This window comes from Dyella sp. SYSU CM1112 (assembly GCF_058216415.1).
Genome location: NZ_JBZEGI010000006.1, coordinates 203,367 through 228,740, shown reverse-complemented (window position 1 = coordinate 228,740; position 25,374 = coordinate 203,367). Strand labels below are relative to the sequence as shown.

The following is a 25,374-nucleotide window of genomic DNA, read 5'->3' as shown; positions in this document are numbered from 1 at the left end:
GATCAGGATTCCATGGCCGTCATTACCCATCAGCGGGAATGACGGTCTTATGGAGATCGACGATGCGGCAGCAAAAGCGAGCGCGAGATCACGCGCGTCCGTGAAACAGCTCACGTCCGATCAGCATGCGCCGGATTTCATTCGTGCCAGCACCGATCTCGTACAACTTCGCATCGCGCAACAGGCGGCCGGTAGGGTATTCATTGATGTAGCCATTGCCACCCAAAGTCTGGATCGCTTCCAATGCCACTTGCACCGCATTCTGCGAGGCATTGAGCAGGCAGGCGGCGGGATCGATGCGCGACTTCACGCCTGCATCGAATTCCCTTGCCACCATGTATGCAAACCCGCGCGAGCTTTGCAGCTTGGTGTACATGTCGGCGATCTTGGCCTGCATGATGCCGAACGTACCGATCGGCGCATTGAACTGCTTGCGTTCGCGCGCATAGGGCAGTGCGATATCCAGCGCCGCCTGCATCAAGCCGATCGGGCCGCCGGAGAGCACCAGGCGTTCGGTATCCAGGCCGCTCATCAGCACACGCACGCCTTCGTTCACTTCGCCCACGATGTTTTCGGCAGGGATTTCGCAGTTCTCGAACACCAGCTCGCAGGTGTTCGAGCCACGCATGCCGAGTTTGTCCAGCTTCTGCGCGGTCGTGAAACCTTTCATGCCTTTTTCGACAATGAAAGCCGTCATGCAGCGGCTGCCCGCCACGCGCGGGGCCGTACGCATGTACACCAGCAGCACGTCCGCATCGGGGCCGTTGGTGATCCACATTTTCGAACCGTTGGCGATCCACACGTCACCGCGTTGCTCTGCCTTGCAGGTCATCGAACCGACGACGTCCGAGCCCGCGCCCGGCTCGCTCATCGCCAAAGCGCCGACGTACTCGCCCGAGCAAAGCTTGGGAATGTACTTGCACCGCTGGGTTTCGTTGCCGTTGTGGAAAATGTTTTGTACGCACAGGTTGGAGTGCGCGCCGTAAGAAAGACCTACCGAACCGGATGCCCGCGAGATTTCTTCCATCGCGACCATATGCGCGAGAAAGCCCATGCCGCTGCCGCCGTATTCTTCCGACACCGTGATGCCAAGCAGCCCCATGTCGCCCATCTTCCGCCAGAGATCGTGGGGAAACAGGTTCTCGCGATCGATGTGATCGGCGCGCGGTGCGATCTCCTTTTCCGCGAAGGCGGCGACGCTTTCGCGCAGTAGATCAATCTCTTCACCGAGCGGGAACGGACGCATGACAGACTCCTGGGGAAGGGGATGTGTGTAGCCGGGCAATTGTAGCGCAGCGGCCTTGCCAGCCCTGATGCGCCGCAGCGTAAGCGGGGCTCATGGGTCAGGCGAGAACGCTGTCATCTGCGCGAAAGCAGGGATCCGGTTAGCTTTTGATCGAAGCAAAGATAGAAGTTGCGTTCGCGGAGATGACCATGCACGCCGAGCTGCTCTGGCGATTACTGCACCTTCGCCAGCTTGCCTTTCATGATCACGCCGGACATCAGGAAGCCGACATGGCATTCATAGTTCTGGCTGTCGCGATACTCATGACCATAGTCGCTGACGATATCGATCACTGCGTTCGCGCCGGCTTGCTTCGCCTCTGCTTGCAGACTGATCAATGCCGATTGCAGCGCCCAGTCACAGGTGGGCTGATCGCGTTTGCCGAAGGCATTGGTCTTGCGATTCACGCTGACATCGTCCTTCAACACTGTGACCCGTCCAGATGGTGGGTTGCCCGCAAGATAGAACTTTACAGAGCCATCCAGCTTGCCGGATTGAGTCGCCGCGGCGACCGCATTCGCAAAGGGAAAATGCACGATTTTGTCTTTGGCGCATGCAAATCCAGGAACAGCCAGTGCGAGAAGAACCAGCATTTTTGCTTTCATGCGTACCTTTTCCTTGTGGTTAAGAAAGCCGAGGCAGGTCGTTTTGCGCGTGTGTCTCTGCCGCAACGGCTTTGCCCTGAAATCTAGCCTCAACACAAACCGCCATTCACCGCGAGCACCTGGCGCGTGATATAGCCGGCCTCCGGACTCAACAGAAACTGCACGGCAGCAGCGACTTCGTCCGCCGTGCCGGTGCGTTGCATCGGAATCATCTTCAGGATGTCTTCCAGCGGAACGTCTTCGCCGATCATGTCGGTATCGATCAGTCCCGGCGCCACGCAATTGACGGTGATCTTGCGCTTGGCGAGTTCCACCGCCAGCGCTTTGGCCGCCCCGATGATGCCGGCCTTGGAGGCGCTGTAGTTCACCTGGCCACGATGGCCGATCAGGCCAGATACCGACGTGATGCATACGATGCGCCCGGATTGGCGACGACGAATCATCGGCATGATCAAGGGATGCAGCACGTTATAGAAACCATCGAGGTTGGTGCGCAAAACCTGGTCCCAATCCTCACCGGTCAGGGCCGGAAAAGCCCCGTCACGGGCGAGGCCCGCATTGCACACGACGCCGTAATAGGCACCATGTGTCTCGATGTCCGTCGCCAAGGCGGCGGCACATGCGGCACGGTCTGCCACGTCGAATTGAAGGATTCGCGCCGAAGAACCAAGCGCATGGATGGAGGCGGCAACTTGCTCGGCTTCCTCGCGCCGGCTGCGACAATGCAGGACGATGTCGTAACCTGACTGCGCCAGGCGCCATGCAATGGCGCGACCGATGCCGCGGCTGGAGCCGGTAACCAGAACCGTATCAGGCATGGACATCCCCTTGGTCGAATTGTTTGAGCAACGCATCCGCGTCGAGCGGGCTGTACACATTCAGCCGCGCTGTGGCTTGGATACCGGGACCTTCGATGCGGCAGCTGAAGGCTCCCATGCCTTGATCGTCATGAAAGCTTCGCTCCGCTTCCACGTGCAAGCGGGTACCGGCCGGGAACGCCTCGACATTGCAGGTGTAATGGCGGGTGCCGAGCAGGAATCCAAGTCTTACCGGCCGCTGTTCGGCGCGCGCACGACACCCTGCCCAAGCGGCGATGGCCTGCGCCATCAGCTCGATGCCGGTCCACGCAGGCAAATGTCCATCGGTATCGACGAACAAATCCCCGGCCTGTACGGTACGCACGCAGACGATACGTTCGGCCTCTACCGTCTCGATGTGATCGAGCACGATCATGTCGCCCGTATGCGGTACGACGTCGGCAATCGGCCAGGGCGTCATGTCGGGTCCGCCATGATCAGGACAGCGTTGTTGCCACCGAAGGCAAACGAATTGCTCATCAGATAACGCGGTCCACCTTCCGGCAGGCAGTCGCCCGTGCGTACAAAATTCAGGGCAGGGAGCGCCGCATCGGCCACGCCGTCCCAGACATGCGGTGGCAAGCGACGGTTAGACGGCTTGTCTTGCAAGCTCAGCCAGCAGAACGCTGCTTCCAGTGCGCCGGCAGCAGCCAGGGTATGACCGGTCAACGCCTTGGTCGACGAACAGGCAACCGCCGTCCCGAACACGTCGGCAACAGCCCGGCTTTCCATGCTGTCGTTATGTTCCGTGGCGGTGCCGTGCAGATTGATGTAGTCGATCTGCGCCGGATCCAGCCTCGCACGACCAAGCGCATCGCGGATGGCCTGCTTTGCGCCGAGCCCTTCCGGTTCGGGTGAGGACATGTGGTACGCATCCGAGCTGGCGCCGCCACTCAGCAGGGCGATCCCGCCTTGCTCGCGCGTCATCAGAAACAGCGCCGCCGCCTCACCGATATTGATGCCGCGTCGGTGCTGCGAAAACGGATCGCAGCGCTGCATGTCCACGGCTTCCAGCGCATGAAAACCGTTGATGGCCAGGCGGCAAAGCGTATCGACGCCGCCACACAACACGGCGTCGCAAAGACCGAGGCGCAGCAACCGGTGCGCGCTCATCAGCGCACGGGTACCTGACGTGCACGCCGTGGAAATGCCATAGCACGGACCGGCAAGGTCCAGCCATTCGGCCAGGAATTCGGCCGGCGCGCCCAATGCCTGATGTGCATAGTGGTAGCTCGCTGGCCACGCGCCATCGCGGCGATAAGCATCGATGCCTTGCGTGGCTTCTTCGATGCCGGTCGTGCTGGTGCCAAGTACGACCCCGATGCGCGTGCGGCCATAACGTGCCATGGCGGCACGAATGTCCCCCTCGATTTCCATGGCCGCGGCAAGCAGCAACCGGTTGTTGCGATTGTCGTACCGGGGAACCCACGCAGAGGGGATGGCAGGTAATTCCGCACCGACATGTCCCAGCGAAGGCGCATGCCCAGGAATCCAGCCGGACAGCGGACGGACGTGACGGTCATCGCCGGCAAACAACGCCTCCGCGACGGCCGATTTGCCCATGCCAAGATTGCACACGACACCCAGCGCATTGAGATAGGCCGTCATACGAAGCACCCACCCTTGTCGCACACACACGCCATGCTCTGCAGGCAGGGGAGGGCCGGGGCGGGATCGTGCGAGCTAGTCATGAACATCATCGACGCCACCCGGCCCATGCTTTCTCATAAAGAGAAACGCGCGGTTGTATCACCGAAGCAAGGCCTCTCATCACCCCGGCTTCCTCGCCGCCACATTCACCAGCGTTTCCTCGCGCTGTCCCGGCGGAGGCGGCGCGCGCAGCCCCCAACGCTCAAGCAAGCCGAAATCCCTGGCGCGGCTCCACCACAGATAAGGAAACGACACGTTCCGCGCATCGAACACGAAACCCAGGCCGCGCAGCATGTCCAGGTATTCCTCCGCGCTTTTCTGTACATGCATCGGATGCCGGAAAAACCAGCGGATCACCCAGGTGTCGATATACGCCTTGGTCGATTCGGCGAACAGCAGCAAGCCACCGGGTTTCAATACACGCCAGAATTCGCCCAGCGCGCGCTCCTGTTCCACCAGGTGATGAAAGGTCTGGTGGCAAAACAGGATATCCATGCTGCTATCAGGCAGCGGGATGCGCGCGCAGTCAGCGATATGCAACTCCATCGGGATGCCTTCGCGCTCGGCTTCTTCGCCGGCCAGGCGAATGCTGAGCGGGTCGGCATCCAGCCCATGCATGCGAGCAGGTTGAAAAGCATCGCGCAGCAATCGAAACGACTTGCCTTGCCCGCAGCCGACATCAAGCAGGGCCCCTCCCTGCGGCAACGGCTCGCCGATCAGCCGTTTCAGGTCATTGATCGCTACGCGCAGCACATGATGTTGCCAGGTACGGGTGCGCAAGAAGTGAAAGCCGATGCGGGTTTCTTCGACGTAAGTGGGGCAGGCGTCATTCATGTCGTCACCGAAGACACGTGATCCGGCGTCGCGCGAAGTCGTCGTTCCACCGCCTGGATAAATATATCCGGCGAGACCAGTTGCATTTCGCCGCTGTGAAGATTCACCGCCACTTGTGTGCTTCGGGCGCGTGTCATGCGTTGGCCGGTTGCGGTGTCGCAAATCAGATAGTGGATCAGCAGCCGGTTCTGCCACTCCACCAGATCGGCGCGTACGGTGAGTGGCTGACCGAATCGCGCAGGCTGGGCGTAGCGCAACTGCAGATCGATCACCGGCCATGCGTAGCCCGACGCCTTCATTTGCGTGTAGTTGTGGCCGATGTCGTCGAGCAGCGCGCAGCGCGCGATCTCCAGATATTTCACGTAATGCCCATGCCAGACCATGTTCATGGCGTCGACGTCATAGAACGGCACCACGATCTGCACATCGATATGCAGAACGCCGCTAGTTCGCATGGGTGGTCTCCTTGGCGACATCGGGCGCGGCCGTTTGCCAATAGGCATAAAAATTGAACCATTGCTCAGGCGCGATCATGCATTGCATGGCAAGGTGGTCGGCATAACGCTGCACCCATTCGCGAATCAGTTCATCGCGCCGTCCACGTTCCCAGCGCGCGCTATCAAGAAAGTCATCAAGATAAATACGGTACTGGCCCTCTACTTTCAGGCAGCACAGCAGGTTGACGGGGCATTGCAACAGTCCGGCCATCAGCCATGGACCCTGCGGAAAGGCCGCCGCGTGTCCCAGGAAATCCACGATCACCCGCCGTCCATCATGCAGCGGTACGCGATCGCCGGCGATCGCGAGCCATTCGCCGCGCTCCAGCCGCTGCGAAAGGTCCATCATCATCGCGGTATCCAGCTCGCTTACCTGCACCAATCGCATGCTGCGATCGCCCGCCTCTCCCAACAGGCGGTTGAATTGCGCGACGTGCCGGTTATGCACCAACACATTAAGCGGAACCTGCTCGCCCAGCTCCGCCATGGCGCGGCACACATCCGGATTGCCCAGATGCGTAACGACCAGCATCTCGCCACGTCCGCCTTGCGTGCTGCGCAGCAGCCTCGCGCGCACGCCGCTCGGATCGATAATCTGCACCTGCTCGAAGCGCAGACGTCCGCGCCATACATCGAGGCGATCCAGCAGATTGTCCGCAAAGGCGACGAACTGCCGGAACACGCTGCGCGAGGTAGGCTGCAGCGCGGCATTGTCGCTCCACCTTGCCAGATACTGCTGGTACTGCCGGATATTCCGGCGCGCGCCGCGCGCCGAAACAAAGAAATACAGCACGATCGCGTAAAGCAACGGGGCCAGCAGACGACGACCGAATACGCGCACGCTGTAGGCCGTCAGTCGCATCAGCATGAAACTGCCGCGCTCCTTGTGCGCCGACCAATGACGTTCCTGCCAAGTCTGTTCACGCATTATGCGGCGCTCCATACCAGGCGACCGGAGGAATAGCTCTTTTCACCCTGGCGATAGGTGAAATGCAGCTTGCGGGTGACCGCATCCAGGCGAAGGCTCAAGGTCACCTGGTCGCCAGGGCGCAGCAACTGCTGAAACTTCAAGACCTCCATCGCATGGCAACGCAATGTCGTGCCAAAGCGCGGCGCTGCGAAGGCGAGTGCCCAGGCAATCTGTGCGACACCCGGCACGATCGGTGCCTGCGGAAAATGGCCGGAGAAATAAACAAGGTCGGGCGGGATGCGTAATGCCAGCGTACAGAGGTCATCGTGACGTTCTTCGTGCAGCAATGTTGCCTCGCGTGGCAACGGTGCATGCAACAAGGCAAGCATGTCTTCCGGGGCCATCACGCCAGGAAGCGTATCGAACAAACGCCATGTCCAGGATGCGGCCATATGCCCTGCCGATGCCGCATCGGCCTGCAAACGATTCGTCCATGACTGGCGTCCCAGGCAGCGCAACGCATCGATGCCTTTGTCGCTGAGCGCGAGCAGTACGCCGACCGACGCCTCGGCATGGACACAGCGCGCGTCGCTGACCCAGGCATGGCTGGTCAACCATTGCGCTAACGGTTGCTCGTCAAGCGCCATGCGCAGCTCGCAATCGCCGCCGCAGCAACCACTCGCCGGCAAACAACACGCCCATGATGAAGTACGCCAGCAGCCCGTTATAGAGCGTCCACCAGGCCAGCGGCGCCCATAGCGTCAGCGCCGCGGATACCACGCCGTTGAAGATGAAGAAACCTACCCACACCCAGGTGACCTTGCGGGTATAGGGGATCGCCGCATCGGGCAGATCCGGTTCGCGCACGCGGGCAATGCGTTCCACGATCGGCGGTCCGTATATCAGGCTCAAGCCGAATGCACACAGCAACAGTGCACTGATCAGCGTGGGATACCAGCGCAACAACGCGGCCTCGCCACTCAGGGCGAGCAGGGCGCAATACACCAGCGCTGCGGTCAGCATCCAGCGTCCGCCGGGTTCCTTCAGCAGGCTGGGTGCGCGAACCAGCCATATCGCGCCGAGCACCAAGGCAAAGATCGGCGGCGCCACGCGATTCATGCCGAAATACACCACGAAGGGATAGAGCACGCCGACCAGCGGCAGCAAGATGGCAGTCAGTTTGCGCATGCGTCTCGCTGTGCTTGCACAAAGGCGGCCAGGCTGGCCACGTTGGTGAAATGCCGCCGCGCGTCCTTGGAATCGGAAGCGATGCGGATGTCGTAGCGTTTCTGCAACGCCAGCGCCAGTTCCAGCGCGTCGACCGAATCCAGTCCCAGGCCTTCGCCGAACAGGGGAAGCTCCGGCGGAATATCAGCCACGGTGACATCCTCAAGATGAAGCGTGTCGATGATCAGCTGGGCAATCTCCTGATGTAGCGCATTCATAGCGAAAGCTCCTTGAGAAATAGGGCGTGCAGATGTTCATTGAGCCGGCGCGAAGCGATCGGCAACGAGGCCGTGCGTGAAAACATTTGCGGTGCAATGTCCTGGCCTACTCGCAATGTCACGCGAACGCGACGCTCGGGGATGCGATACCACGGTTCGGCCTTGGTCAGGGTGGTCGGACGGACGGTGATGAAGACAGGGGTGACGACGCTGGCCCCGCGCAGCGCGATCGCCGCCGCACCGCGGTGAAACTGCGGCGGTTGGTCCGGCGCGGTGCGTGTCCCCTCCGGAAAAACAATCAAGGTCTGGCCCTCGCGCAGCGCGGCAGCGGCCTGCTCCAGCATGTCCGGGCTGCCGTTATTGCTGATGTACTGCGCACGCGACACAGGGCCGCGTGTGCACGCGTTGCGCCACAGACTTTGCTTGACGATGCAATTGGCGTTGCGGATGTGTGCAAGCAAAAACACGACATCGATCAGCGACGGATGATTGGCAACGATCATCTGTCCAGGGCGGCCAAGGCGCTCGACGCCTTCGAACGCGTACTCCAGCACGCCACTGCGATACATGAACTGCACATGCAGATACAGCGCCCGGCTGATAGCCGCACGGGCGCGCCGCCGCCGAGTTGCCGCATCGCCGGGCAGCAGGCCAAGCACGGGCAGCACTATAAGCCGCAGCATCAGGCCGCCCAGGCCGAACACTAAAAAGCTGGCGGCAGTCGCCAACCATCGCCACAGGTAATTGCCCGTGCCCGAGCGGGCTACGGGATACGTTGCCAGATCCATCGACGTGTTTTCCATGTGTGTTCAAGTGTGCTGCTGCGGAGATGGAGTGCGCGCACCATTTCCAGCGCATGCGGCCATGCAGCGACGTTGGAATCTCCTTGGCGCGGCTGCAGATGCAGGCACCAGCGTTCGCCGTCCTGCAAGCCTTCGTCCGGTTTGATTCTTCCTACCCGCAGAGCCACAGCATACGAAAACGGCACATCCTCGATCCAGCCGTTATAAGCAGCGGGAGGGCTTTCCTCGGCGACCACGACCAGCACCGAGGGCGCACCATCGTCCAGCAGGGCGGCAGCTTCCAGCATGGCATGCTCAAACGTATCCGCCTCCCCGGCAAGGGCGACCGATTCACCGTGCTGTCCTCGCAAGATCGACCACTGCCCGGCAATGGCGTTGTGCACCGACAGGCCGAACTGGGTGGGCGACAACGGCTGGCCATCGGCCACATCACTGAGCAGGGCAAAGGTGCGTGGCGTTTCGCCATGGCGAGATCCGAACACGAACGGCAGCTGTTCGTGTTCGTCACACAGGGGCCATGCCACATGCATGGTCATGCGCGCCAGCTTGCTGAGCCGGCGGCGTTGCATGGCCGGCAGAAAATCGCAGGCCGGTGGTGCAGCGTCATCTGTCGCTCGAACTGGCTCGTGCGCCCACGCCTGCCAGGCAGCCTCCGAATCCAGGCCCGGTGCCCATGCACGCCATTGTTCGATGCGGAATTCCATCATGCAGCGGCTGCCATGCGAGAGCGCGGGTCGGTCTTGCCATCATCCGCTTTCTCGCACACCGTTGTGCCATGAGGCGATGGATGAGTTGCCGATACGCTTGACCGTCGCCCCGGCGCAGGCCGTAGCCCGGCGACTTTCGCGGCCCTCAAACCATTGGGCCCCGGCTTTTGCCGGAGCGATGGATTGGTGAGATTGCATTGGGCAGCCACCGTGCTGTTGCCGGATCGCGTGCGCCAGAGCGATAAGACGAATGGTTTCAAGGATGGCCCATGCATTAATCCACCGCCCTGAAAATCAGCGACGTGTTGATCCCACCGAAGGCGAAATTATTGTTCATCACATACTCCGCTTCGATCGCACGGCCAGGCCCGGTGATGTAATCCAATTCCGCACACGCCGCATCAGGCTCGGTGAGGTTGATCGTCGGCGCAAACCATTTCTCGCGCATCATGTGCACCGCCCACCACGACTCCAGCGCACCGCACGCACCCAGCGTGTGCCCTACGTAACTCTTCATCGAGCTGATCGGTATGCGTTGGCCCAGCACCTGCGCGGTGGCGTGGCTTTCGGCGATGTCGCCGCGATCCGTGGCCGTGCCGTGTGCACTTACATAGCCGATCGCTTCCGGCGCAAGGCGTGCGTCGTCGAGCGCGAGTTGCATGGCGGTTGCCATGGTTTCGCTGGTCGGCTGGGTGATGTGGTTGCCGTCGGAATTGCAGCCAAAGCCGACCACTTCCGCATAGATGCGCGCACCACGCGCACGCGCGTGCTCGTATTCCTCCAGCACCAGGGTCGTCGCACCTTCGCCCACCACCAGGCCGTCGCGGAGGCGATCAAAAGGGCGTGGCGTCAGGTTGGCTTCGTCATTGCGGGTGCTGGTCGCAAACAAGGTGTCGAATACCGCCACGCTAGGTCCGGATAGTTCTTCGGCGCCTCCACACAGCATCAGCGTTTGCTTGCCATGCTGGATCGTCTCGTAGCCATAACCGATGGCCTGGCTACCGGACGTGCAGGCGCTGGACGTGGGCAGGATGCGTCCTTTCAAACCGAAGAAAACGCCGACGTTGACCGCCGTGGTGTGCGCCATCATCTGCACATAGCTGGTCGCGGTGACACCTTGCATCGAGCCGGTTTCCAGCATGCGGCCCATCACGCGCACCGGTTCGATGCTGCCGCCGGAGGAACCGTAAGCCACGCCCATGCGTCCGTCAGTGATGCGCGCATCGCCATGCAGACCGGCATCGCACAATGCCCGTTCGCTGGCGGCGACCGCAAGCTGCGCCACGCGACCCATCGAACGCAGGTGCTTGCGTGGCCAGTCCGGTAATTGGAAGTCGTCGACGGGGCAGCCAAGCCGGCTGTTCAAGGATTGGAAGTAATCCCATTCCGGCATGCGGCGTACCGCATTGCGCCCCTCGCGCAAGCGCGCTGCAATGTCGGCCCAGTCGTGGCCCAAGGGCGTGATGCCGCCCATGCCGGTGATGACCACACGCTTCATCGGCGAGTGCTCCGTGACAGATATCCGTTCATGGCGATGTACTCCGTGAGGCTGTGCTGGCGGGTACCAGTACAACGGTAAAGCCGATACCGCATAGCAGCGTAAGACCGAAATCGCGCAGTGCCGGCATGCTGCTCCACGCCAGCAGGCCGAACGAAAGCAGCGCGGTGATCGCGGACAGCAGTACGCTGGCATACATCGCGCCGGGCCGGTGCGTGGCATGCGGTTCGCCCTCGCGCAGGAACACGGCATAGTTGGCGCCAACGCCGAGTACCAGCATCAGCGCCATCCAATGAAACAGCGTGAGCGGTTGATGCACATAACCCAATGTCGCAAGCGTGAGCCCGATGCCAAGCACGGGCGGCGCCATCATGCGTGGCATAGCGCGCCAACCGTAGCGCCAACCGAATACCGGCGCGATCAGCAGGATCGCAGCGAGCAGCCAGAGGCTGGCATAGCTCCGATAGCGACCGAACAATCGGGAGACACTGGCAGCCTTGTCGACCAGTCGCACACCACGTATGCCTGCTGCTGCCTCTTGCAATACGGCGATTGGCGCGTTGCCCTGCGGCAGCACCAAGGACGCCGCACCTTTCGGCACCGCACCGCCCATCCACAAATAACGGAACGGCGTAGCGAGCGGTGTTTTCAGCCAATCCGCCAGGCGCAAAGGCGTGCCTGGCCATGCCTGCATAAAGCGATCGATATCGCTATCGCGAAAACCCGCGTTAGCCAGGAGTGTTCGCATGCGCTCTGGTGGTGCGAACAGCGGAGCCAGCAATCGCTGATTCGCCTGCTGGCGTTGCAGCGATGGGACCATGCCTGCCAGCCCAAGCCAGCCTTGCAACTGGCCGTTGTCCACCATCGCCTGCAAATGTTGCTCCAGCGCTTCCTCGCGCTCCAGCACTTGTTCCTCGTTCGCGCCATGCACCAAGTAGAACTGCGTGCCATTGCCCAGGCCGGTGATGGTGCGTATCTGTGCCTCTTGCGTCACCAGGCTGGTCGGCGGCGAGATCAGCAGGTGCACATCATCGTTGTGGCGCAGCTGCCACCATCCGGGCACCGCCATCAGCAAGAGCACGGCCATCAGCATGACGCCACGCCATCCGCACGCAGCGCGAGCGACGAGGTTTTGCAAGACAGAAGCCATCCGCACCGAGCGCAGCGACAAAGGTTTTGCGGGCCGTTGCAATAAAGCCGGCAGCAGGCAAAACACACTCAGGCACGCTGCCGTCATGCCGGTCATTGCAAAGCACGCCATCTGGCGTAGCGCTGAAAATGGCACCAAGCCGAGCAAGGCATAGCCAAGTAACGAGGTACCCAAGGCCAGCAGCAAGGCCGGTCGTACCTGACGAAGGCCATGGCGCGGCTCCCACGCCATGCCGGCATTCGCGCGGGCGCTGAGATACTGGATCGAATAATCCACCGCTTCACCGAGCAGTGCGGCGCCAAAAACCAGCGTAAGCAGATAGATCTGGCCGAACACCAGCACGCTGAGCACCGTGGCGGCAACAACGCCGACAGCGGTGGAGAGAAAAGCCACTACCAGCGGCCCAGGCGAGCGGAACACAAACAGCAACAACAACGCGATGCCGAGCGTGGAAATCAGGCCCACGCGATGCACGTCGCGTTCTGCGCCGGCACGTGCCGCTGCTGCATAAAACAGTGCGCCGGTGCGTAGAAGGCGAGTGCCCGGGTGATCGTGCGTGATGGCGCGCTCCGCTTCGTCGAGCGCGTGTAAGGCATGCTGTTGAACCGCATCATCGTAAGACGAACCATTGAGCGTGGCCGTCACCAGTACATACGTGCCATCGTCACGATGCACGGTCAGCAGGTTGTCTTCCGGCACCAGCGGCGAGCGGCTCCAGGGCTGTTGGTCCAGCCAGTGTTGCAGCCAGCCGAACGGATCGTCTTGCAATCGCGTGCCGACACCCGTGATGAACGGCTCGTTGAGGCGTTGCGCCAGTGTTCGTGCGAGATCGTAGCCGGGTTGCGCGAGCGCGCGTCGATCGGCATCGGTCAGCAACATAAAGCGATGCGCGAGATACGGCGCAATCATCTGCTGCAGATCGAACGGCGGCAGTTCCGCCGTGACCGAGGCGAAAATCTTATCTGCCGATAACCGCTGGCCGAGTTCGCGCACAGCAGCCTTGGCGCGATCGTCATTGGCGTTGCCGACCAACAGGATCAGGCGATTGCCACTGGCATGCGCCAACCGCTGCGCAGCGATTTCAGCGAGAGGGTTGCGTTCGGTCGCCGGCAGCATCGCCAGCAAATCGGTCTGGATCGGCGAGCGCCCGCGGCCGAACAACAGCCACGCTCCGAACACGGCAAGCAGCAGGCTTGCTGCCAGGAACCATCCCGCGCGCAGCCACAGGGTCCTCGATGTCATGGCAGCCTGAGCGCGTGTTTTTCCAGCGCATTCAGCGGGCCGGCGTCGCGGGTGTCATGCATGCGGATATCGGTTTGCGTACCGTCCTGCATGGCGATGCGGATGCGTTGCAGGAAGGCCCCGCCATCGAGCTGGATATCGCGCAGCACCTGCGCCACGCGCGCTTGTTTGGGCGTGAAGCGCAAGGTCCATTGCGCAGGCGTACCGGCCGCGCTGACGTCGAACTGACGCATCACTGCATCCAGCTGACCGGACAGCATGCCTTGCAGCATCTGCGAAATCTGGCTGACGCCCCGTTCGCTGCGGATCGTCTGCGCCTGACCGTCCGCATCGATGCGCGCAGTATGTGTACCCGTCAACGCCAGTGTTTCCTGGTACGGCTGCTGTACGTACCAAAGCATACCGTGCCCTGTCACGAACAAAAGCTGCCCGCTGCTTTCCTGTGGCTGCTTCAGTGCGGGATTCTGGCGTTCCTGGGTAAAGGCCGCACGCACGGCAGTGTGTTGATCGAGTTGATGGAGAATGGCGTGCAGCAGATCGGGAGAAGGGGTCTGCGCATGGACCCCCGCGCATAAAAACAGCAGCAGGGAAAACAGCTGCGTTAATCGCGTGCGCAAAAGAGAGCTCCGGCGTGTTTGTGCTGATCCAGTGCGAGAGAGTGCTGAGGGTATGTCGCAAGATGGGCTCTTTCCCATCCGTACAGCAAACCCCGGCGATGGGGAAACATTGCTTACATCGCCCATGTTTCGCTCCGCCATTTGCGCCACAGCAGTATCGGCGCGCGCGGGAGCATGCCGAGCAGCAGCCGGGTATGCATTGCGGATATGCGCAGGTTGTCGTGCAACATATGGAAATGAGAAAGACCGTTTTCCGGGTAGGTCACCCGGGTCGGCAGGTTGCGTACCGGCACGCCACGCCAGATCAGGCGGACCGCCACCTCGGTATCGAAATCCATGCGTGCGGGCAAGGGCGCGCGATCGATTTCGGCACACGTCGCTTCCAGCGGATAGAGACGGTAACCGCACATGGAATCACGCAGCGTGAACGATAAAGTTTCCAGCCATACGCATACGTGCGTCACGTACCGGCCATAGAGGCGCGCGCGCGGCACGCTTTGGTCGTAGATGGGGTGGCCGCAGATCAGGGCCGAGGCATGCGCGCGTCCCTCGGCCAGAAAACGCGGCACGTCAGCCGTGTCATGCTGACCGTCCGCGTCGATTTGCAGGGCGTGCGAATAGCCCGCGTCGCGCGCGGCAATCATCCCCGCTGTCAGCGCACGACCCTTGCCGCCGTTATGCGGCAGGTGGATCAATCGGATGTCCGGCGCCGCCAAACGGTCGAGCGCGGCGCGCGTCGCTTCGTTGCTGCCATCGTTCACGATCACCATCGGCAGTCCGTGCGCGCGCAAGGCATGCACGGTAGCGGCAATCGTGTCCTTATGGTTGTAGATGGGAATCAGCGCGCAAGGGCTGAAATGCTCGACGGCGGATGCGGGCTCATGCATGCGGGCCTTCGCTTGAGCTCAGCGCGTCAGCAGCGTACGCACGGAGGCAACGACATCGCCCACCGTCCGCACGTTCTTGAAGTCCTCCGGCTTGATACGCATGCCGGTCATGTCCTGTACCTGGATAGCCAGATCGACGGCGTCGATGCTATCCAGTTCCAGATCGGTGAAAAGATGCGTATCGGGTTTTACCCGCGATGGATCGATCTCAAAGGTCTCGCGCAGCACATCCTTGAGCTTTAACAGGATGTCCTCATCGCTGATCCCGGTTTCCATGATTGCGCTCATACACTCCAGCCTGCCACCGCCTACATGCTTTCCATACCTTGAACGTAAGGGCGCGCTTGCTGCGGACAGGGGCGCGCGACCGGACGATGCCAGGCTCGAAAAGAGTCGATTTGTTCCATAACCCGCGGAGCGAGCCCCCCTGAGCTTTGCCAGCGTACGTAGACAAAGCCTTACAGCACGGCAAAAGTTTAGCAGAAGAAAGTGGGCTGTCCTGCGCACAAAGCGGGCCTGGCGGCCGGCTTTTCCAGCACTCACGGGTGCAGTTTTCTTGCTGTCCGCGCATGCGCCCGGCGAAGCGTTGCGTGCCGTTGCCCATGTGCGGTCTTCAAGAATCTACTTGCTTGCCCTTTCGTATGGGGTATGCGAGTTTTTCCCAACGACAGGGGAGTCCATGCTGTGACGACGAATGTGCGCCGGCTTTTGTGGGTGGGAGTGGTCTTGGTCGGCGGGGCTGCCGTCCTGTCCTTTTTACTCCCTCGGATGACGTCTCCCTCCCTCGCCCCAGCGCTTCGCCCATTGTCAAGGCGTCCGGTACGTCATTTTGAACCACCCAAGCCGCCATTCAGCCGCGAACAGCTCAATCAGTTCTTAGCGGAGGCAAGGAAGGCGGAAGCCATTCAAGACCCTCTGCAGCGATGCCTCGCCTACCCCGATCCACCAGGGCTCAATTGGTCCAAGGCCGTGACCACTGCTTACTGCCGTTATGAGCTGGACCCGCTGGTCAAGCCCCAAGAGGTACGTCAACTTATCGAGGCGGGGCAGGCAGCGGAACTGGATCGTCGCTTCGGCCAGATCATGCATACGCAGCTCACGCAAGCGGGTTCACAGGCCGCGTTGGATCGCACCTTCAACATCGACTTTGCAAACGGCTCGGACGCCAATCGTGCACTCATCGATGCGTGGAAACGCGAATCGCCCGATAGCCCCTTTGCGCTAGCGGCTAGCGGTATCTCGTATGTAGCCATGGCGCAGCAGGCGAGAGGGAGCAGCTATGCGTCCAAAACATCCGAGGATGCGTTTGATTCGATGGACCGTTTGCTGGAGCGCGCACGGACGGACCTGGACGCGGCAGTGCAGCGTGATCCCCAGGTAACCTCCGCTTACGGCGCCATGATTTATGCAGCGGCGTTAGGTGGCGATGGCATGTACGCAGTGAATGCCGCCAAGCACGATCTTGCAGTGGATCCCGCAAATTATTCGATCTACGCGCGCCTGGTATGGATGGCCCAGCCCAAGTGGGGTGGAAGTGTGCGAGAGATGCAAAATCTCATCGCGGCGTCTCAACGCCATGTCAAACAGAATCCGTTGCTGTTGATGCTTCTTTCGGAACGCACCGGTGGCGAGGCATACGTCGAGGATTGTCCATGCACTGCAACCGATGATGCGAATATTTATAAGCATCTCTTTGCCGAGCCGGCGCCGGTGGGGATGCTGATGAGTGCCGGTTGGGCTGCGAAGAATCGCAGCGCAATAGCGCTCTCGGTTATTTACCGCTCCGAGTTGCTGCGATTTGATCCCACCAAAATGGATCATCGCCAAGGGCGGGCATTCGATCTGCCGGCACTTGGCCAGGCAGACTGGGCCTTGTCGGAAGGCAGTGCGCTTATCGCACTGGCTCCGCAGGATGAGAACAGTTACGAGGTGCGCGGTTTTGCTTATGAAGCGTTGGGCCAAACCGATCATGCGGTGGAAGACTACGAACAAGCCTTGCGGATAAATCCAGACGACACATGGGGAATGATCGAACTCGGCAACCTCTATATCCATGCGACGCATGACTGGGACAAAGCCTGGGCCATCGCCAATCGTCTCGTGCAGATACATCCCGAAAAACCCCAGGGCTGGATTTTGCGGGCGAGCATCCAAAAAGATCAGCCGCGAGAAGGGTTGAATCAGACAGTATCCGATTTCATCGCGCGATTCGGCAGCGACCCTGCGCAACAGATATGGATTGAGCAGATGAAGGCGTTGCGCCGGCCGGTAGGTGCCACGGCAAATGGGCACTGATTGCAATAGGGCCACAAAAAAAGCCGCCAGAATGCTGGCGGCTTTTTTGCAGGCAGTTGGGTCGATTACTGTCCGCGCATGCGTCCGGCAAAACGCGGCGTGCCATTGCCCATGTGCGGTAGCTTGATCTTGCCGATCGCGTCGATGCGCTCTTCGGCCAGGCGGTCGGCAGCCTTGTAGGTGGGTACGCCCTGGGTCTTGCTGATCTCGAAGATGCGGCCGAGGTTGTAGTAGATCGTGCGCATCATGCGCATCGCGCGCTCGCGGTTATAGCCGTCGATTTCCAGCGAGACATTCATCACGCCGCCAGCGTTTACCGCATAGTCCGGCGCGTACAGCACGCCACGGCGCTGCAGTTCGTCGCCGATGGCGTCGGTGGCCAGCTGGTTGTTGGCCGCGCCGCAGATGATCTTCGCCTTGATGCGGTCGATGGTCTGTTCGTTGACCGTGCCGCCCAGTGCGCAGGGCGAGTACACGTCGGCGTCGACGTCGTAGATCTCGTCCAGGCCCACGGCTTCGCAGCCCAGTTCGTCCACGCAGCGCTGCACGGATTCCTTGTTGATGTCGGTCACGAACACCTTGGCGCCCTGCTCGCGCAGCAGCTTGATGAACTCGCTGCCGACGTGGCCGGCGCCTTGCACGGCATAGCTGTATTTGCCTACGTCTTCATTGCCGTGCTTGAAATGCAGCGCCGCCATCAAACCTTGCAGCGTGCCGTAGGCGGTGAACGGAGACGGATCGCCCGAGCCGCCATGCACCTGATGCACGCCTGTCACGTATTCCGTTTCGCGGAAAACATATTCCATATCGTTGACGTCGATGCCGACGTCTTCCGCCGTGATGTAGCGGCCGTTGAGCGAATTCACGAAACGGCCGAAGGCACGGAACAAGCTTTCGGACTTGTCCTTCGACGGATCGCCGATGATCACCGCCTTGCCGCCGCCCAGGTTCAGCCCGGCCACGGCGTTCTTGTAGGTCATGCCGCGGGACAGGCGCAGCACGTCGTTCACCGCATCCTGCTCGGTCTTGTAGGGCCACATGCGCAAGCCACCCAGTGCCGGACCCAGCACCGTGTTGTGGATCGCAATGATGGCTTTCAGGCCGGCATCTTTGTTGTGGCAGAAGACGACTTCTTCGTGGCCTGTCTTGGCGATGGTTTCAAAAATCATTGGAACATGAACTCCAGATGTGACGGTGCCGGAGATGGCGACCTGATACGGAAGCGCTGGCCCCGCCAAGGACCTGACGCTTGAAAACTCAAAGCCCCAGCGGGAAGCTGGGGCGGTAAGTTAGCTGTGTAAGTTTAGTACGACTCGTGAAGTAGGCACTGTCGCATCGCAGCAATCAGCCCGGAAAAAAAAGCCCCGCCGAAGCGGGGCATGGTTGAACCGGTGGATTTTCCGTGGTTTTGGCTTGGCCTCAGCCCGTCACCCAGACGCCGGCGTGAAAATGCCAGCCATCCCGTCGACGTTCCCAGTGCGGATGCACATAGTGATAGCCGGGCCGCACCGCTTCCCAGTGGCCGCGCATGGCGACATAACGGGCGCCGTTCCAGTGCCAATAGCCGCGAACCCAGATATAGCCGGGGCGCGGCCTCGGCGCTTCTTCCACCACCTCAACCGGGGGCGGTTGCGGGGACACTACTTCGACCACCGGCGGCGGTGGGGCCTGCTCGACATAGACAACACGATGCGGGCGCGGTGGAACAGGTTGCTCCACGACACAACCGGCTGTGATGGCGATGGTGCCGGCTACGGCGAACAAGGCTGCAACGCGTAATGACATGAAGTGCCCTCGATGAAGGATGAAAACCGGAACATCGATCGGTCCGGCCAGTGAGCGTGCAGTCTAGCCAGCGACCCTTGCGGCAAGCCTGCGCCCCGGTATGTCGCGCGGGGCGCAGATAATTGCGGTAATCAGCGGCCCCAGTGGCCGTCGCGCCAGTACCAGTTCGGTCCGCGCTGCACCCACCTGCCCGGATGCCAGTGGTAGCCAGGCCGTGCCCGTACCCATGCGCCGCTTACCCAGACATGGCGATGCCAGCGCGGCTCCCAGCGCCAATAGCCCGGGGTCCAAACCCAGCCAGGGCGCGGCGGCGGAATAACTTCATAGCGCGGCCTGGGCGGGGGAACGCCGACACCTACGCCAACCACCACCTGCGCGGAAGCCGGCGGGGTGTAACTCACACTGGCCAGCGCAAGGCCAATGCCAGCCACAAGGGCCAATTTGCGGGTCAAGCTGATCATGGTGTTCTCTCCGGTTGAGGCAGCCGCCATCGAGCGGCTGACGGGGCAAAAAACGCAAGCTCTATCGGGGCTGTTGACGTGATTGCTTTCGGTTGTTCAGGAAGCAGCCAAATATATTGCGACCAGCAGGCCACGCCCTTGGCCGTGGAATAAAACGAACGGTCGTGCTATTTTGGCGCCATGAATGCCTCCCTCATCCCCGGCAAAGGCGCGGCCACGCGCGAACTGATCCTCGAGCGGGCCTATGAGCTGGCCCGCCACGATGGCCTGGAAGGGCTCTCCATCGGCGCACTCGCGCTTGGTGTGGGGATGTCCAAGAGCGGCGTATTCGCGCATTTCGGTTCTCGCGAAGATCTGCAACTGGCCTTGCTCGACGTCGCCACCAAGCGCTTCGTCGACTTCGTCATGCGCGATGCAGTGAAGCAGCCGCGTGGCTTGAAGCGGTTGCGCGCGATGCTGGCCTCCTGGTTCGAGTGGTCGCGCATCTATCAAAGCGGCTGCGTGCTGATCAGCGCGGTGGTGGAATACGACGGCCGCGAAGAAGGCCCGCTTCGCCAGCGTGTCAAAGAGCAGCAATCCGGCTGGCGCAATGAATTGGCGCGTGCCGTCCGCATGGCGATCGAAGTCGGCGATGTGCGTGCGGATACCGATGCCGAACAACTCGCGTTCGAAATCTACGCCTTGATGCTCGGCCTGCATCACGACGCCGGCTTATTCGGTTTCGACGAAGCCAGCCAACGCACATGGGCTGCCCTCGATCGATTGTTTGCCAGCTATCAATCTTGAATTGCCGGAGCACGCCATGACATCCCCCACCGCGCATTCCCCTCGTCATGCATCGCGTCGCGCTCTGAAGTTGGGCATCACGCGCCTGGGTTTCGCCGTGGGCGGACGTCTCGCGCCAGTACACACCGTGGATCGCGCAGCGCGTCTGTTCGCCACGCCATTTGCCAGCAGTCGCACGCGTGCGCGCACGGCCAAGCCAGATGAAGCCATGCAGCGCGGCGAACTCGATATCAACGGCGAATCCATCGCCACCTATGTATGGGGCAATCCATTCACGCAGCCCTATGCGTTGCTGGTGCACGGCTGGTCCAGCTTTGGCCTGCGTTATCTGCCCTGGATTGCGGCATTGCGTGAACGCGGCTTTGCTGTTGTCGCGTTCGATCAACCCGGCCACGGCGCGAGCAGCGGTGGCCTCTGCACCTTGCCGGATTTCATCGCCACGGTTCGCGCCATCGGCAAACACTTCGGTAATGCCGCGCTTGCCATCGGTCACTCCATGGGCGGCGCTGCACTCGCACTGGCGCAAGACGAACGCTGGCACGCGGAACGCCTGGTACTGATCGCGCCCGCCGCGGATATCGAAGCCGCCGCGCGCCGCTTCATGCGCTTCGTACACCTGGGCACCCATCTGCGCGAACCGTTTCTTGCCTGGTACGAACGCCGCACCGGCATACACGCGCGCGAACTGCAAGTGCATCGCCATCTGCCTGCATTGGGGCAGAATGGTTTGGTCGTGCACGATCTCGATGATCGCGAAGTGCCATGGGAAGAGGGCGAGCGTTATGCACGTTATTGGCATGGCGCACGTTTGCTCACCACCCAAGGGCTGGGTCATCACCGGGTATTGGATGCGCCTCAAGTGATCGAAGCCACCATGGCGTTTCTGCGCGGCGAAAGCGTCGGCGATCGCATCGTCGCCTCGCCGAACCTGCCATTCGGTTTGGCCTGACATCACCGCACTCAAACCTGCCGTAACGCTTGCAAGCCGCATGCGTCATCGTCATCAAACGCAAGTGCATGGCTATGGCGAACACATCCACGCATCCGTCGCCCCGGCGAAAGCCGGGCCCAGCGACGTGCGACTTCCGCAAAAGCCTCTGCGCTTCGGTCTTCACCTGGGCAGCGATTCACAGCGATGAACCACCAGAAAAATTTTGCCGCCCGATGACAAGCCGTTCACTCGGTACGCGCCGCCGGCCCAACACGCCAACGCAAGTGCACTCCTGCGTGCCTTCGCACCCGCTTCCGAGCGTTTAACCGGCAACCCCACTAGAATGGTTGCAGTTGGAACATACGTTCTCGGAGTCCCCATGAGTTCCCCCGCTAAGCACGTCCCTGCCAGTGCCGCGCAGGCTGAAACCAGCCCGCTGCGCTTCGTTACCGCCGCCAGTCTGTTCGACGGACACGACGCCGCGATCAATATCATGCGCCGCATCATTCAATCGCAGGGAGCGGAAGTCATCCACCTCGGGCATAACCGCTCGGTAGAAGACGTCGTTCGTGCTGCGCTGCAAGAGGATGCCGACGCCATTGCGCTGTCCTCCTACCAGGGCGGCCACGTCGAATACTTCAAATACATGGTGGACATGCTCAAAGAGCGGGGCGCGGCGCACGTCCGCGTCTTCGGCGGCGGTGGCGGCACCATCACGCCGGAAGAAATCAAAGAGCTGCAAGCCTACGGCGTGGAGCGCATCTACCACCCCAACGACGGCATGAAGCTCGGCCTCACCGAGATGATCGAAGACGTCATGCTGCGTGCTGGCAACGCCGCCGCCAAGCGCGAGCAGGACGATCCCACCGTGCCGGTGAAGATCGACATCGACGACGAAATCAGCATCGGCCACATGCTCTCCGCCATCGAGGAAGGCAAGCTTGGCGACGCCGAACTCGCACGCCTGCGCAAAGAGTGGTCGCTCGCCGGCAAACACACGCCCGTGCTCGGCATAACTGGCACCGGCGGCGCCGGCAAATCCTCCGTGGTAGATGAACTGCTGCTGCGCTTCCTGCACGCCTTCCCCGGCATGCGCATCGCCGTGCTCGCGGTCGATCCCACCCGCCGCCGCAGCGGTGGCGCCTTGCTCGGCGACCGCATCCGCATGAATGCGCTGCGCAGTCATCGCGTCTACATGCGCTCCATGGCTACGCGCCGCCAGAACGCCGCCACCAACGAAGTGCTGCACGACTGCATCCACTTCCTCAAAGCGCAGCCCTATGACCTGGTGATCGTGGAAACCGCCGGCATCGGCCAAAGCGATTCGGAAATCGTCGACCTGGTCGACTTCCCCGTCTACGTCATGACCAGCGACTACGGCGCCGCCAGCCAGCTCGAAAAAATCGACATGCTCGATTTCGCCGAACTGGTTGTGCTCAACAAATTCGACAAGCGTGGCGCCGAAGACGCGCTGCGCGACGTGCGCAAACAATGGAAGCGCAACCGCACCGCCTTCACCCTGAAAGACGAAGACGTGCCGGTGTATCCCACCATCGCCAGCCAGTTCAACGATCCAGGCGTCACCTGGATGTTCACCAACCTCTGCCGCCTGCTGCGCGAAAAACTGCATTTGGAACCCGCCCCTGCAAGCAGGGGCGGGCAGGGTGGGGTCGCTCTTTCCACCCACTGCGATTTCAAGCCCAACCTCGACACCACCCTCAAAGAACCACGCGCCACCGTGCTCATCCCCGGTGCACGCGTGCGTTACCTCGCGGAAATCGCCGAGCAAGGTCGCGGCATCAACACGCAGATCGAACGCGAAGCCGAATTCGCCAGCAAAGCGCAGCATTACTACGAATCGCTGAAAGACCTCGGCGACGACAAGCTGCCGCGCGAACTGGAACGTTTCGATCACGACGCCTTGCACGACCCCGAAGCAGATCGCAGCCTGCTCGTGCTGCGCCAACGCTACAACGCCGCCCTGCGCGAACTCAGCCACGAAGCCGTGCATCTGCTGCGTGACTGGCCCGCGCGCTACAAAGCCGTCACCGACGACGTCAACGAATACAAAGTGCGCGACAAAGTGATCCGCGTCGAGAACTACCGCGTATCGCTCAGCCACCAAAAAATCCCCAAAGTCGCGCCGCCCAAGACCAAAAACTGGGGCGATCAGCTGCACTTCCTCATGCGCGAAAACCTGCCGGGCCACTATCCGTATACCGGTGGCGTGTATCCCTATCGCCGCACCGGGGAAGATCCCACCCGCATGTTCGCCGGCGAAGGCACGCCCGAGCGGACCAACCGCCGCTTCCATTATCTGAGCCAGGGCGGCGCCGCCACGCGCCTGTCCACCGCCTTCGACTCCGTCACGCTCTACGGCGAAGATCCCGCGCCGCGTCCGGATATCTACGGCAAGATCGGCAACTCCGGCGTCAACATCGCCACGCTCGATGACATGAAGAAGCTGTACTCCGGCTTCGATCTCAGCGCGCCGACCAGCTCCGTCTCCATGACCATCAACGGCCCCGCGCCGATCATCCTTGCGATGTTCATGAACACCGCCATCGACCAGAACGTAGAGAAATACCTCAAGGCCGATCCCGATCGCTGGGCCAAGGCGCAGATGCACATGGCCGAACTCTTTGCCGGCCAGCAGCGTCCCGTGTATGCCGGTGACCTGCCCAAGGGTAACGAAGGCCTGGGTCTCTCCCTGCTCGGCGTTACCGGCGATCAAATGGTCGATGCCGACACCTACGCACGCATCAAAGAAGAAACCCTGCAAACCGTGCGCGGCACCGTGCAAGCCGACATCCTCAAAGAAGACCAGGCGCAAAACACCTGTATCTTCAGTACCGAATTCGCGCTGCGCATGATGGGCGACATCCAGCAATACTTTGTCGACCACAAAGTGCGCAACTTCTATTCGGTTTCCATCTCCGGTTACCACATCGCCGAAGCCGGCGCCAACCCGATCAGCCAGCTCGCCTTCACCCTCAGCAATGGTTTTACGATTGTTGAGTATTACCTCGCGCGCGGCATGCACATCGACGACTTCGCGCCCAACCTCAGCTTCTTCTTCTCAAACGGCATGGACCCGGAATACACCGTCATCGGCCGTGTCGCCCGCCGCATCTGGGCACGCGCCATGCGCGAACGCTACGGCGCCAGCGCACGCAGCCAGATGATGAAGTACCACATCCAAACCTCCGGCCGCTCCCTGCACGCGCAGGAAATCCAGTTCAACGACATCCGCACCACCCTGCAAGCGCTGTACGCCCTGTTCGACAACTGCAACAGCCTGCACACCAACGCCTACGACGAAGCCATCACCACGCCTACCGAAGAAAGCGTGCGCCGCGCCGTCGCCATCCAGATGATCATCAACAAAGAACTCGGCCTCAACTTCAACGAAAACCCCTGGCAGGGCAGCCACATCGTGGAAACCCTCACCGACCTGGTGGAAGAAGCCGTCTACAAAGAATTCGAAGCCATCAGCGAACGCGGCGGCGTACTCGGCGCCATGGACACCATGTACCAGCGCGGCAAGATTCAAGAAGAATCGATGTACTACGAACAGAAAAAACACGACGGCAGCCTGCCGCTCATCGGCGTCAACACCTTCCTGCCCAAAGACCACGGCGGCGAAATCGCCACCGAGATCGAACTCATCCGTTCGACAGAAGAAGAGAAAGGTCAGCAGATCGAAAACGTACAGGCGTTCGGCAAAGTCCGTAACGGGCTGGCGCCGGAAAGCCTCAAGACGCTACAGAACACCGCGCGCGAGCGGAAGAACGTGTTCGAGCAGTTGATGGAGGCGGTGAAGTACAACTCGTTGGGGCAGATTTCTCATGCCCTTTATGATGTTGGTGGGGAGTATCGGCGGAATATGTGACATCCGATCCCAGCCTATCGAAGAAAGCCCGCTTCCTACTTGGCGGGCTTTTTTATTTCTAATTTGTAGCGCCTTCTTCAGCGTTAGTCCGAACTTTGAGATGGGTTGATTGTTGAAGACAGCAAGGCTCCATTGCTAGACCTGAAGACTAAAAAAGCAATGGTCCTTGATTGCAGCTTGCACCCATGAAACGAACGACTTTCGCCCCGCTGACCTTCACAGCAGATATCTTTCAGA

Annotated in this window: 25 protein-coding genes; 4 read left to right on the top strand and 21 right to left on the bottom strand. The window is 61.2% G+C overall.

The features are described from left to right. Positions 1-88: 88 nt before the first annotated feature. The 18 genes from AC4HNJ_RS11240 to AC4HNJ_RS11155 form a co-directional block, all read right to left on the bottom strand. Entirely contained in the window at positions 89-1,246 is a 1,158-nt protein-coding gene (locus AC4HNJ_RS11240) for an isovaleryl-CoA dehydrogenase (RefSeq protein ID WP_490479655.1), read from the bottom strand. Positions 1,247-1,458: 212 nt separating this feature from the next. Then, a complete protein-coding gene (locus tag AC4HNJ_RS11235; RefSeq protein ID WP_490479654.1) occupies positions 1,459-1,890 on the bottom strand; it encodes an excinuclease in 432 nt (143 codons plus the stop codon). Between the two features lie 89 nt (positions 1,891-1,979). After that, positions 1,980-2,708: a 3-oxoacyl-ACP reductase FabG gene (gene fabG, locus AC4HNJ_RS11230; protein WP_490479653.1), complete on the bottom strand. Its 729-nt coding sequence runs from the start codon at positions 2,706-2,708 to the stop codon at positions 1,980-1,982. Beyond that, the gene (locus tag AC4HNJ_RS11225; protein ID WP_490479652.1) at positions 2,701-3,168 is read right to left on the bottom strand and encodes a hotdog family protein; all 468 of its coding nucleotides are present in this window, start codon (positions 3,166-3,168) and stop codon (positions 2,701-2,703) included. The genes fabG and AC4HNJ_RS11225 overlap by 8 nt, the downstream gene beginning before the upstream one ends. Continuing rightward, entirely contained in the window at positions 3,165-4,355 is a 1,191-nt protein-coding gene (locus AC4HNJ_RS11220; protein ID WP_490479651.1) for a beta-ketoacyl-[acyl-carrier-protein] synthase family protein, read from the bottom strand. The genes AC4HNJ_RS11225 and AC4HNJ_RS11220 overlap by 4 nt, the downstream gene beginning before the upstream one ends. A gap of 162 nt (positions 4,356-4,517) precedes the next feature. Beyond that, positions 4,518-5,231: a class I SAM-dependent methyltransferase gene (locus AC4HNJ_RS11215; RefSeq protein ID WP_490479650.1), complete on the bottom strand. Its 714-nt coding sequence runs from the start codon at positions 5,229-5,231 to the stop codon at positions 4,518-4,520. After that, on the bottom strand, positions 5,228-5,686 hold the full coding sequence (locus tag AC4HNJ_RS11210) for an acyl-CoA thioesterase (protein ID WP_490479649.1): 459 nt from the start codon (positions 5,684-5,686) through the stop codon (positions 5,228-5,230). The genes AC4HNJ_RS11215 and AC4HNJ_RS11210 overlap by 4 nt, the downstream gene beginning before the upstream one ends. After that, positions 5,676-6,656, bottom strand: coding sequence for a lysophospholipid acyltransferase family protein (locus AC4HNJ_RS11205; protein WP_490479648.1), 981 nt, complete (start codon positions 6,654-6,656; stop codon positions 5,676-5,678). Before AC4HNJ_RS11205 ends, AC4HNJ_RS11210 begins: the two co-directional genes overlap by 11 nt. Then, positions 6,656-7,285 (bottom strand): 3-hydroxyacyl-ACP dehydratase FabZ family protein, encoded by a 630-nt coding sequence (locus tag AC4HNJ_RS11200; RefSeq protein WP_490479647.1) that lies wholly within the window; start codon positions 7,283-7,285, stop codon positions 6,656-6,658. The genes AC4HNJ_RS11205 and AC4HNJ_RS11200 overlap by 1 nt, the downstream gene beginning before the upstream one ends. Next, positions 7,275-7,826 carry a COG4648 family protein gene (locus AC4HNJ_RS11195; protein WP_490479646.1) on the bottom strand — a complete coding sequence of 184 codons (552 nt, stop codon included), beginning with the start codon at positions 7,824-7,826 and terminating at the stop codon, positions 7,275-7,277. The genes AC4HNJ_RS11200 and AC4HNJ_RS11195 overlap by 11 nt, the downstream gene beginning before the upstream one ends. Beyond that, the gene (locus AC4HNJ_RS11190) at positions 7,814-8,083 is read right to left on the bottom strand and encodes a phosphopantetheine-binding protein (RefSeq protein WP_490479645.1); all 270 of its coding nucleotides are present in this window, start codon (positions 8,081-8,083) and stop codon (positions 7,814-7,816) included. Before AC4HNJ_RS11190 ends, AC4HNJ_RS11195 begins: the two co-directional genes overlap by 13 nt. After that, positions 8,080-8,871, bottom strand: a complete 792-nt coding sequence (locus tag AC4HNJ_RS11185; protein WP_490479706.1) for a lysophospholipid acyltransferase family protein — start codon at positions 8,869-8,871, stop codon at positions 8,080-8,082. The genes AC4HNJ_RS11190 and AC4HNJ_RS11185 overlap by 4 nt, the downstream gene beginning before the upstream one ends. Next, entirely contained in the window at positions 8,847-9,593 is a 747-nt protein-coding gene (locus tag AC4HNJ_RS11180) for a beta-ketoacyl synthase chain length factor (RefSeq protein WP_490479644.1), read from the bottom strand. Before AC4HNJ_RS11180 ends, AC4HNJ_RS11185 begins: the two co-directional genes overlap by 25 nt. Before the next feature lie 274 nt (positions 9,594-9,867). Continuing rightward, on the bottom strand, positions 9,868-11,091 hold the full coding sequence (locus AC4HNJ_RS11175) for a beta-ketoacyl-ACP synthase (protein WP_490479643.1): 1,224 nt from the start codon (positions 11,089-11,091) through the stop codon (positions 9,868-9,870). A 28-nt stretch (positions 11,092-11,119) separates the two neighbouring features. Continuing rightward, positions 11,120-13,483, bottom strand: coding sequence for an MMPL family transporter (locus AC4HNJ_RS11170; RefSeq protein WP_490479642.1), 2,364 nt, complete (start codon positions 13,481-13,483; stop codon positions 11,120-11,122). Further along, the gene (locus AC4HNJ_RS11165; RefSeq protein WP_490479641.1) at positions 13,480-14,100 is read right to left on the bottom strand and encodes a LolA family protein; all 621 of its coding nucleotides are present in this window, start codon (positions 14,098-14,100) and stop codon (positions 13,480-13,482) included. The genes AC4HNJ_RS11170 and AC4HNJ_RS11165 overlap by 4 nt, the downstream gene beginning before the upstream one ends. A 113-nt stretch (positions 14,101-14,213) precedes the next feature. After that, positions 14,214-14,987, bottom strand: a complete 774-nt coding sequence (locus AC4HNJ_RS11160) for a glycosyltransferase family 2 protein (protein ID WP_490479640.1) — start codon at positions 14,985-14,987, stop codon at positions 14,214-14,216. Between the two features lie 18 nt (positions 14,988-15,005). Continuing rightward, on the bottom strand, positions 15,006-15,251 hold the full coding sequence (locus AC4HNJ_RS11155; RefSeq protein WP_490479705.1) for an acyl carrier protein: 246 nt from the start codon (positions 15,249-15,251) through the stop codon (positions 15,006-15,008). A 705-nt stretch (positions 15,252-15,956) separates the two neighbouring features. On the opposite strand from AC4HNJ_RS11155, the gene AC4HNJ_RS11150 reads away from it, so the two are divergent. Next, positions 15,957-17,282: a tetratricopeptide repeat protein gene (locus tag AC4HNJ_RS11150; RefSeq protein ID WP_490479639.1), complete on the top strand. Its 1,326-nt coding sequence runs from the start codon at positions 15,957-15,959 to the stop codon at positions 17,280-17,282. A gap of 65 nt (positions 17,283-17,347) precedes the next feature. Here AC4HNJ_RS11150 and AC4HNJ_RS11145 read toward each other — a convergent pair whose 3' ends face one another. From AC4HNJ_RS11145 to AC4HNJ_RS11135, 3 genes are all read right to left on the bottom strand, one after another. Next, positions 17,348-18,451 (bottom strand): Glu/Leu/Phe/Val dehydrogenase dimerization domain-containing protein, encoded by a 1,104-nt coding sequence (locus AC4HNJ_RS11145; RefSeq protein WP_490479638.1) that lies wholly within the window; start codon positions 18,449-18,451, stop codon positions 17,348-17,350. Positions 18,452-18,701: 250 nt separating this feature from the next. Further along, the gene (locus AC4HNJ_RS11140) at positions 18,702-19,067 is read right to left on the bottom strand and encodes a YXWGXW repeat-containing protein (RefSeq protein WP_490479637.1); all 366 of its coding nucleotides are present in this window, start codon (positions 19,065-19,067) and stop codon (positions 18,702-18,704) included. A 131-nt stretch (positions 19,068-19,198) separates the two neighbouring features. Continuing rightward, the gene (locus AC4HNJ_RS11135) at positions 19,199-19,528 is read right to left on the bottom strand and encodes a YXWGXW repeat-containing protein (protein WP_490479636.1); all 330 of its coding nucleotides are present in this window, start codon (positions 19,526-19,528) and stop codon (positions 19,199-19,201) included. 180 nt (positions 19,529-19,708) lie between these two features. Between AC4HNJ_RS11135 and AC4HNJ_RS11130 the strand changes: the two genes are divergently transcribed. The 3 genes from AC4HNJ_RS11130 (at position 19,709) to AC4HNJ_RS11120 (ending at position 25,137) form a co-directional block, all read left to right on the top strand. After that, the gene (locus AC4HNJ_RS11130; protein WP_490479635.1) at positions 19,709-20,314 is read left to right on the top strand and encodes a TetR/AcrR family transcriptional regulator; all 606 of its coding nucleotides are present in this window, start codon (positions 19,709-19,711) and stop codon (positions 20,312-20,314) included. Between the two features lie 16 nt (positions 20,315-20,330). Continuing rightward, positions 20,331-21,263, top strand: coding sequence for an alpha/beta hydrolase (locus AC4HNJ_RS11125; protein WP_490479634.1), 933 nt, complete (start codon positions 20,331-20,333; stop codon positions 21,261-21,263). A gap of 361 nt (positions 21,264-21,624) precedes the next feature. Further along, on the top strand, positions 21,625-25,137 hold the full coding sequence (locus tag AC4HNJ_RS11120) for a methylmalonyl-CoA mutase family protein (protein WP_490479633.1): 3,513 nt from the start codon (positions 21,625-21,627) through the stop codon (positions 25,135-25,137). Positions 25,138-25,374: the final 237 nt, after the last annotated feature.